The following is an 8,421-nucleotide window of genomic DNA, read 5'->3' on the forward strand; positions in this document are numbered from 1 at the left end:
AGTTCAGACGTGTGCTCTTCCGATCTCTCCCGGCCAGCCCGGGGCGACCGTGGACCCCAGGTACGCCACCACCACGACCAGCGCGGGCCAGACCGGCCGGGGCGGGCCGACTTCGGTGCGCCGCCGGCCGACGGGCGGTGGCCCGGCGAGCGTCGGCCCGGCGGACCTCGGCCGGGGCGTTCGCGTGACGGGTGATGGCCCGGCGTGCCGGTGGCGGAGCAGGGCGGCGGCGACCAAGGCCAGCGCCACGCCGGTGGCGACCGCCAACTGGGCCGGCGAGGCCAGGAAGTTCTTGCGGCCACCGTCGTCGGCGAACACCAGCAGGCTGCCGCCGAGCCAGAGCAGCGCCGCCACGACCAGCCCCGGTCGGCCCAGCCAGGGCCGCGCCCGGCGGCCCGCACCGAGGTACGACTCGACGAGCGCGATCGGCGCGCAGATGGTCAGCACCACGTGGTTGCCCACGTAGTCGACCGCCTGCCTCGCACTGAACCCGAGGCCGGGCACCGACGTGGCCTCCGCGACGGCCAGGGTGTCGGCGAACTCGGTGTCGTCCAGGAACCCGGGGTTGAACAACGACTGGTCGACCAGGCCGGCCTGGACCACGCCGAACGCGGCGGCGAGCAGCGCGATCCCCGGCCAGCCGAGCCCGAGCCGCCGGGCCGTCTCGCGGATCAGCAGCGCGGCCCCGCCGTACATCGGGGCGAGCACGAGCACGACGAACGGCATGCCGGTGAGGGTGAACCCACCCCAGGAGCACTCGGCGGTCCAGGGCGCGAGCAGCAGGAGCGCGACCACCGGGGCGAGTCGCCGGCGCAGGGTCTCGGTCGTCATGCCCGTACCGTGCCGCAGCCATCCGGCCAGCCGATACGGCCGTCGGCCGACCGGGCCCGAGACCAAAGTCGACGGTCGCGGACCCGGCCGGCGGTGGGCGGGGCCGGGCTAGAGCGCGAACAGCAGGGCGGCGTCGACGAGAACGACCACGGCGGTGGCGAAGTGGACGCCGAAGGCGACGGCCCTGGTGCCGCCGTGCCGGAGCACCACGACGGTGTCAGCCAACGGGTTGAGCGCGACGACCAGCATGTACCAGGCGACCGCGTCGGCGCTGGTGAAGGCGATCAACGCGAGGCCGAGCAGGCCGTAGCCGAGGTCACGCAGACCCTTGACGGTGAGGTAGGCGGTGCTGCCGTCCGGGGTGGCCGCGACGCCGTAGCCGGCGGCGGAGGCGCGCGGTGCCAGGAGGAACCGCGCGCCGATGAAGACGCAGAAGAGGCTGAGGACGATGGCGAGCCCGTAGGCGATGGGGGTGAGCATGGTCCACTCCGTTTGCTAGCGCCACTAGATGTGAGAGCGAAGCTAGCAGAGCGGCGGCAGATTGGCTAGCGGTGCTAGAGTGCCTGCATGTCGATTCAGGCCCGCCGGGAGCGGGAGCGGGCGGAGCGTGAGCGCGCGATCATCACCGCCGCCCGGGACCTGGCCGAATCGGAGGGCTGGGACGCGGTCACCACCCGACGGCTCGCCGCCGAGATCGAGTACAGCCAGCCCGTCCTCTACAGCCACTTCCGGGGCAAGGACGCGATCATGGCGGCGGTCGCGGTGGAGGGCTGCGGCGACCTGGCCGCCGAACTCGCCGCCGCCCGGGCCGCCGCGACCGACCCACGGGAGGCGGTGGCCGGCATCGCCACGGCGTACGCCACCTTCGCCGAACGCCGGCCCGCGCTCTACGACGCGATCTTCACACTGCCGGTCGCCCTCTCCTTCGCCAGCCAGGACACGCCCGTCGAGCTGGCCCGTGCCTTCGCCGAGCTGGCCGAGACGCTGCGCCCGTTCGCCGGTGACGACGACCTGGAGACGTTCACCGAGACGTTCTGGAGCGGGCTGCACGGCCAGGTGATCCTGATGCGCGGTGGCCGGCTGCGGCGGGCCGAGCACGAGCGGCGGCTGGCCCTCCTGGTCGAGCGGTTCACCCGGCTAGGGTGAGCTGACCGCCAGGGAGGAGCACCCGATGGCCATCCACGCACCCGCCGCCGTCGCGACCGACGAACCGCTGCTGACCTGTGTCGACGACGCCACCGGCGAGCGCACCGCGCTGACCGGGCCACAACTGGGTCAGTGGGCGGCCCGCACCGCGGCGCTGCTGCGCGACGGTTGCCGGCTGCGCCCCGGCGACCGGGTGGCGGTGCTGCTGCCGCCGCACTGGCGTACCGCGGCGGTGCTGATCGGCGCCTGGTCGATCGGGCTGGCGGTCTCGTTCCGGCCCCGCGCGCTCGCCGGGCTGCCGGTGCTCGAACCGGGGGCGGACCGGCCCTACGACGCGGTGTTCGTGACCCCGGAACGGCTCGACGACTGGCTGGAGGACGTGCCCGAGGGAACGCACCGCTACCTGGTGGGCACCGGGCCCGGCCCGCTCGACGAGGTGCCGCCGGGCTGGCTGGACTGGTCGGCCGAGGTGCTCCGGCACCCCGCCGACCCGCCGGACCACACCGCGGTCGACCCGGCCGGCCCGGCGACGGCGGACGGCACCAGCTTCGGCGCGTGGCGGCGACTCGCCGCCGAGATCGCCGACCAGCTGGGCCTGCGCCCCGGGGACCGCTTCCAGGTCGACCCCACCGAGCACGAGCACCCCCTCAAGTGGCTCCTGGCCCCCCTCTCCGCCCGCGCCACCATCGTCATCCCCACCCCGCCGCGTTGATCTTGCAGTTGCGGCCCCTCCGCTGTCGGATCCACGGCCTTTGTCGGGCACCCAACCGCATGATCGACGGCGCGGCGGGGAAGCGGGCCGGATGGTGCAGGGGTGGAGCGAGGTTCGGCGGGTCGAGGCGGGGGAGCTGAGCGTCGGGTACGTGGACGCAGGGTCGGCCGACGGGGACGTGGTCGTGCTGCTGCACGGGTGGCCGTACGACATCCACAGCTTCGCCGAGGTCGTGCCGCGACTGACCGACGCCGGACGGCGGGTAATCGTGCCCTACCTGCGCGGGTTCGGGCCGACGCGGATCCGGGACGCCGGCGCGCCGCGCAACGGCCAACCGGCAGCGCTGGCGCAGGACATCCTGGACCTGATGGACGCGCTCGGCGTGGACCGGGCGACGCTCGCCGGGTTCGACTGGGGCGCCCGTACCGCCGCCGTGATCGCCGCGCTGTTCCCCGAGCGCTGCGCGGGGCTGGTCCCGGTGAGCGGCTACCTGATCGCCGGGCAGGACGCGGGCCGCGCACCGCTGCCGCCCGCGGCGGAACAGTCCTGGTGGTACCAGTTCTACTTCGCCACCGATCGGGGGCGCGACGGGTATGACCGGAACCGGCGCGACTTCGCCAGGCTGATCTGGCGTACCGCCTCGCCGCAGTGGCGCTTCGACGACGCGACGTTCGACCGGAGCGCACCGGCGTTCGACAACCCGGACCACGTCGACGTGGTGATCCACAACTACCGCTGGCGGCTCGGGCTCGCCGAGGGTGAGGCGCGGTACGACGAGTGGGAACAGCGACTGGCGGCCAACCCGAGCATCACGGTCCCCACCATCACGCTCGAAGGCGACGCCAACGGCGCCCCGCACCTCGACCCGTCCGTCTACGCGTCCCGCTTCACCGGCAGGTACGAGCACCGCACCGTCACCGGAGGCATCGGCCACAACCTCCCCCAGGAGGCCCCCCAGGAGTTCGCCCACGCCATCCTCGACCTCCCCTGACCACCCCCGCCCCGCCCTCGGGCGAGCCCCGTCGTCGGGCCCGCTCGGGTATTCGTCGATCTTGGACTTGTGGCATCTACCAAAGGCCGCGAAGCCGACATTCGAGGCGCCACAACTCCAAGATCGACGGCGGTGGGCGCGATGGCCCGGTTGTACCGGCGGCGCGGCTTCACCGACGCCGGCCGCCGCACCCGCCACCTGCGCCGCCGGTAAAGGTGGGATCCCCCGGTCGAGCGGCAGCGGTCTCGTCCTGCCGAGGACTGTTGCGAACGCCGCTGACGTGGTCTTATGTCGGGACGACGACGTCATCGACCCGCAGCTTTGACAACCCCGCGTCGGTACTCCTTTCATGCCTCTCGAAAGGTGCAACGATGCACAGGAAACCGACGATCCACCTGGCGGTGCTCGCTGCTGCCGCCGCCACGTTCCTGACCTCCGGGGGAGCATCCGCCACGGCCGCACCCGTGGGCCCCTCCGCCGAGGTCGCCGCCTGCGAGCCGGGCGCCGACACGCACAGCGCCGCCCGGATCCGGGAGGGCGCCACCGCCCAGGAGCCGGAGCTCTACTCGAAGAACGAGGCGAACGCGTACGGCGTGATCAAGGACGCCCCGCGCCTGGCCGACGGCAGCGTCCGCATCCCCACGGTCTTCCACATGGTCTCCGACCACGAGCTGAGCGCGGCCGAGAAGGCCCGCTGGAACACGCTCATCGCCGCACAGATGACCGTGCTCAACGACTCGTTCGCCGGCCGCACCTCGGCCGACGCCTCCGACACGCCGTTCCGGTTCTCGCTCGTCGACACCACCTGGACCGTCAACAGCGCCTGGTACACGGTGGTGCCGGGGAAGAACGAGCGGGACATGAAGAAGGCGCTCTACACCGGCGACTCCCGCACGCTCAACGTCTACGCGGCGAACATCGGCGACGGGCTGCTCGGCTGGGCGTACTTCCCGAAGGGCTACAACAACGGCCGCGACTACATCGACGGCGTGGTCATGCTCGACGAGTCGATGCCGGGCGGCACCGCCGGCAAGTACGCGCTCGGCGACACGCTCACCCACGAGGTCGGGCACTGGCTGATGCTGGAGCACACGTTCGCGCACGGCTGCTCCGCGTCGGGTGACTTCGTCGCCGACACGCCGCGCGAGGCGGCGCCGCAGTTCAACTGCCCGGTCGGGGCGGACACCTGCACCGCGCCGGGGCTGGACCCGATCCACAACTTCATGGACTACACGCAGGACTCCTGCATGGACATGTTCACCCCGGGTCAGGCCGACCGGATGAGCGACGCCTGGGTCGCCTTCCGCGCCGGCGGCCAGGGCTGACCACGGCGCCGGGCGGGCCGCCCGACAGCGGCCCGCCCGGCCTCCGCACCGGTCAGTCGACAGTCGGCAGCTTCGGCCCGAGCACGTCGTCGGCGTCCACGATGGTGTACGCGTACCCCTGCTCGGCCAGGAAGCGCTGCCGGTGCGCGGCGTACTCGGTGTCGATGGTGTCCCGGGACACCACCGTGTAGAAGTGCGCCTGCCGGCCGTCGGCCTTCGGCCGCAGCACCCGGCCCAGCCGCTGCGCCTCCTCCTGCCGGGACCCGAACGTGCCGGACACCTGGATCGCCACCGCCGCCTCCGGCAGGTCGATGGAGAAGTTGCCCACCTTCGAGATCACCAGCGTGCGGATCTCACCGGAGCGGAACGCGTCGAACAGCCGCTCGCGCTCCTTGTTCGTGGTCGAGCCCTGCACGATCGGCGCGTCCAGGTACTCGCCGAGTTGGTGCAACTGGTCCAGGAACCCACCGATGACGAGGACCTGCTCGGACGGGTGCCGCTCCACCAGCGCCCGGACCACCGGCAGCTTGGTGCGGGCGGTCGCCGCCATCCGGTACCGCTCCTCGGCCTCCGCCGTCGCGTACGCCAGCCGCTCCGCGTCGGTCAGCGTCACCCGTACCTCGGTGCACTCCGCCGGGGCGATCCAGCCCTGCTGCTCGATGTCCTTCCACGGCGCGTCGTACCGCTTCGGGCCGATCAGGCTGAACACGTCGCCCTCGCGGCCGTCCTCGCGTACCAGCGTCGCGGTGAGGCCGAGCCGGCGGCGGGCCTGGAGGTCCGCGGTGAAGCGGAAGATCGGCGCGGGCAGCAGGTGCACCTCGTCGTAGACGACCAGGCCCCAGTCGCGGGCGCCGAACAGGTCCAGGTGGGTGAACGCGCCGCCACGCCGCGAGGTGAGCACCTGGTACGTGGCGATGGTGACCGGGCGGATCTCCTTGCGCTCGCCCGAGTACTCGCCGATCTCCTCCTCGGTCAGCGACGTGCGGGCGATCAGCTCCCGCTTCCACTGCCGTCCCGCCACGGTGTTCGTCACCAGGATCAGCGTGGTCGCCTTCGCCTCGGCCATCGCCGCGGCTCCGACGAGCGTCTTGCCGGCGCCGCAGGGCAGCACCACCACGCCGGACCCGCCGGCCCAGAACGCCTCGACGGCCTCCCGCTGGTACGACCGCAGCGTCCACGGCCTGCCGCCGTCCTTGCCGGACTCGGCCAGGTCGATCGGGTGCGCCTCGCCGTCCACGTACCCGGCCAGGTCCTCGGCCGGCCAGCCGAGCTTGAGCAGCGCCTGCTTGAGTCGCCCCCGCTCGGACGGATGCACGGCGATGGTGTCGTCGTCGAGCTTCGCGCCGAGCATGCCGGCGAGCTTCTTGCTCTTCGCCACCTCGATCAGCACCACCCGGTCCAGCGCGCGCAACACCAGCCCGTGCACCGGGTCGTTGGCGAGCTGGAGCCGGCCGTACCGGTCCATCGTCTCGGCCACGTCCACCAACAACCCGTGCGGCACCGGGTAGCGGGAGTACTTGATCAGGGAGTCGACCACGCCCTCGGCGTCGTGGCCCGCGGCCCGGGCGTTCCACAGGCCCAGCGGGGTGAGCCGGTAGGTGTGCACGTGCTCGGGGGAACGCTCCAGCTCGGCGAAGGGCGCGATGGCCATCCGGCAGGCCTGCGCGTCCGGGTGGTCGATCTCCAGCAGCAGCGTCTTGTCCGACTGCACGATCAGTGGTCCACCGCTCACGCCAGCGTCCTCTCGCATCGCCCGGAATCTCTGCCCGCACCACAGCTGACCTGCCGAAGGCGGACCATCCAGTGTTACACGCCGGGGACGGTCCGAAAAAAGTCTTGCTGGACAGGCAACGTCATACTCGTCCCACACGTCTAGCAAGCGGGACAACTGTCCAGGGAGGGCCCATGCAGCGTGTCCGGTTTCTCGCTCGGGTCGCCGGCCTGGCGGTGGTCGTGCTGGTCGGCGTAGGCGCGTGCGCGCTCGATCCGCAGCCGGAGGGCGCCGGGGTCACCACCCCCGCGCCCGTCGGGCTGACGGAGGGAGCATCGGGGGCGAGCGCGCCGCCCGCGTCCGAACGGCCGGCGACGTCCCCGTCGGCGCAGCCGAGCCGGACGGCCACGCCGAAACCCTCCCGGTCGCCCGGGGCGACCGCCTCCCCGAAGCCCACGCCGAAGCCGAGCCGGTCCACCGGGTGCCCGCAGGGGGAGCACCAGCGGGCCGTGGAGAGCTACCTGAGCCGGCTGGGCGGTTTCGGAACGCTGACCGTGGACGGCACGCAGTCCGCCGCCGACTGCGTCGCGATCAAGAAGTTCCAGACCCGGTACGGGATCAGCCCGGCCTCCGGCCGCGCCGGCCCCACCACGTACGACGTGGCGAAGCGGCTCGCGAACACCGACGTGTCGCGCTGCCGCGCCGGTTCCCGGCTCACCTTCTGCGTCGACCTGACCCGGCAGACCGTGTGGGCGATGCGTGGCGGGACGGTGGTGATGGGCCCGACCGTCACCCGCACCGGCATGTCCGGCTACGCCACGCCGGCCGGCACCTACTCGGTGGGCCGGAAGAACCTGCGCGAGTGGTCCAACCCGTACGAGGTGTGGCTGCCGTACTGGCAGCAGTTCAACGGCGGGATCGGCTTCCACGAGACCACCACCTACCTGCACGAGGGCGCGATCGGCTCGCACGGCTGCGTCAACCTGCTGCACCGCGACGCGGTCCGGCTCTGGGAGCTGGGCTCGGTCGGCACCCGCGTGGTGGTGGTCGGCCGCCGCCCCGGCACCTGAGCCACCCCCGCCCCGCCCGTACCCGTGACCGGAGCGCCCGGATCAGGGTTTTAACCCCTGTCCGCGCGATCCGCTGGGTGTCACGCTGGAAGCCGGGTCCACCACGGGGCGGGGAGGGGCTGACATGACCGTCGACCAGGACGTGCTTCCCGAGGACGAGCGGATGCGGCAGCACGAGGTCTCCACGGCGGTGCTGGTCGGCTACGCGGCCGCCGCCGCCGGCGTGTTCGGCTGGTTCCTGTTCGGGCTGTTGGTGCAGCGGCAGGGGTTCGTCGACTCGGTCGGCGAGTCCGCCGGCGCGGCCTTCGGGCTGCTGCTCGCCGTCTCGGTGATCGGTACGTTGCGCCGCAACGGGGAATGACGCCTCACTCCTCCAGCACGGCGGCCGTGATCCGGTGCAGCGCGAACGTGTGCAGCATCTCCGTGCGGTCGTCCTCGGCGCGCAGGTAGCCGGCGCCGATCGAGACCGGCCGGACCAGCCGGGACGCGGTCGCCCCGTGCGCGTCGACGTAGCCGACCCAGACCAGTGCCCGGTCCCGTACCGCCTGCTGGAGCACCGCCAACGCGTCGCCGTGCCCGGGCACCGGCGTCGGACCGCCGGGCGGCGTGCCACCGCGGACCACGGCCGGCGCCCG

Annotated in this window: 9 protein-coding genes; 6 read left to right on the forward strand and 3 right to left on the reverse strand. The window is 72.7% G+C overall.

Translation table 11 applies throughout. The features are described 5' to 3' along the window. Positions 1–939: 939 nt before the first annotated feature. Positions 940–1,311: a DUF4267 domain-containing protein gene (locus tag HUW36_RS19560; protein ID WP_174529501.1), complete on the reverse strand. Its 372-nt coding sequence runs from the start codon at positions 1,309–1,311 to the stop codon at positions 940–942. An 87-nt stretch (positions 1,312–1,398) separates the two neighbouring features. On the opposite strand from HUW36_RS19560, the gene HUW36_RS19565 reads away from it, so the two are divergent. The 4 genes from HUW36_RS19565 to HUW36_RS19580 all read left to right on the forward strand — a co-directional run bounded on the left by HUW36_RS19565 (position 1,399) and on the right by HUW36_RS19580 (position 5,005). Further along, positions 1,399–1,977 (forward strand): TetR/AcrR family transcriptional regulator, encoded by a 579-nt coding sequence (locus HUW36_RS19565; protein WP_174529502.1) that lies wholly within the window; start codon positions 1,399–1,401, stop codon positions 1,975–1,977. A gap of 25 nt (positions 1,978–2,002) precedes the next feature. After that, positions 2,003–2,689 (forward strand): TIGR03089 family protein, encoded by a 687-nt coding sequence (locus HUW36_RS19570; RefSeq protein ID WP_174529503.1) that lies wholly within the window; start codon positions 2,003–2,005, stop codon positions 2,687–2,689. Between the two features lie 91 nt (positions 2,690–2,780). Next, complete coding sequence (locus HUW36_RS19575) at positions 2,781–3,680, forward strand: alpha/beta fold hydrolase (protein ID WP_174529504.1); 900 nt, start codon at positions 2,781–2,783, stop codon at positions 3,678–3,680. Between the two features lie 371 nt (positions 3,681–4,051). Then, on the forward strand, positions 4,052–5,005 hold the full coding sequence (locus tag HUW36_RS19580; protein ID WP_174529505.1) for a zinc metalloprotease: 954 nt from the start codon (positions 4,052–4,054) through the stop codon (positions 5,003–5,005). A 52-nt stretch (positions 5,006–5,057) separates the two neighbouring features. Here the strand turns inward: HUW36_RS19580 and HUW36_RS19585 are convergent, their stop codons facing one another. Continuing rightward, positions 5,058–6,737: a DNA repair helicase XPB gene (locus tag HUW36_RS19585; protein ID WP_174529506.1), complete on the reverse strand. Its 1,680-nt coding sequence runs from the start codon at positions 6,735–6,737 to the stop codon at positions 5,058–5,060. A 173-nt stretch (positions 6,738–6,910) separates the two neighbouring features. On the opposite strand from HUW36_RS19585, the gene HUW36_RS19590 reads away from it, so the two are divergent. Beyond that, positions 6,911–7,786: a L,D-transpeptidase family protein gene (locus HUW36_RS19590; protein ID WP_174529507.1), complete on the forward strand. Its 876-nt coding sequence runs from the start codon at positions 6,911–6,913 to the stop codon at positions 7,784–7,786. Positions 7,787–7,910: 124 nt separating this feature from the next. After that, positions 7,911–8,147, forward strand: coding sequence for a hypothetical protein (locus tag HUW36_RS19595; RefSeq protein ID WP_174529508.1), 237 nt, complete (start codon positions 7,911–7,913; stop codon positions 8,145–8,147). A 4-nt stretch (positions 8,148–8,151) separates the two neighbouring features. Here the strand turns inward: HUW36_RS19595 and HUW36_RS19600 are convergent. After that, positions 8,152–8,421, reverse strand: a 270-nt coding sequence (locus tag HUW36_RS19600) for a WYL domain-containing protein (protein ID WP_217428836.1), incomplete at its 5' end; no start/stop codon positions are given.

This window comes from Micromonospora maritima (genome assembly GCF_902825405.1).
Classification (GTDB): Bacteria; Actinomycetota; Actinomycetes; order Mycobacteriales; family Micromonosporaceae; genus Micromonospora; species Micromonospora maritima.

Excerpts from the sequence above, each read along its gene's own strand:
- HUW36_RS19560 (WP_174529501.1), bottom strand. The coding sequence starts at position 1,311 with ATGCTCACCCCCATCGCCTACGGGCTCGCCATCGTCCTCAGCCTCTTC.
- HUW36_RS19565 (WP_174529502.1), top strand. The coding sequence starts at position 1,399 with ATGTCGATTCAGGCCCGCCGGGAGCGGGAGCGGGCGGAGCGTGAGCGC.
- HUW36_RS19570 (WP_174529503.1), top strand. The coding sequence starts at position 2,003 with ATGGCCATCCACGCACCCGCCGCCGTCGCGACCGACGAACCGCTGCTG.
- HUW36_RS19575 (WP_174529504.1), top strand. The coding sequence starts at position 2,781 with ATGGTGCAGGGGTGGAGCGAGGTTCGGCGGGTCGAGGCGGGGGAGCTG.
- HUW36_RS19580 (WP_174529505.1), top strand. The coding sequence starts at position 4,052 with ATGCACAGGAAACCGACGATCCACCTGGCGGTGCTCGCTGCTGCCGCC.
- HUW36_RS19590 (WP_174529507.1), top strand. The coding sequence starts at position 6,911 with ATGCAGCGTGTCCGGTTTCTCGCTCGGGTCGCCGGCCTGGCGGTGGTC.
- HUW36_RS19595 (WP_174529508.1), top strand. The coding sequence starts at position 7,911 with ATGACCGTCGACCAGGACGTGCTTCCCGAGGACGAGCGGATGCGGCAG.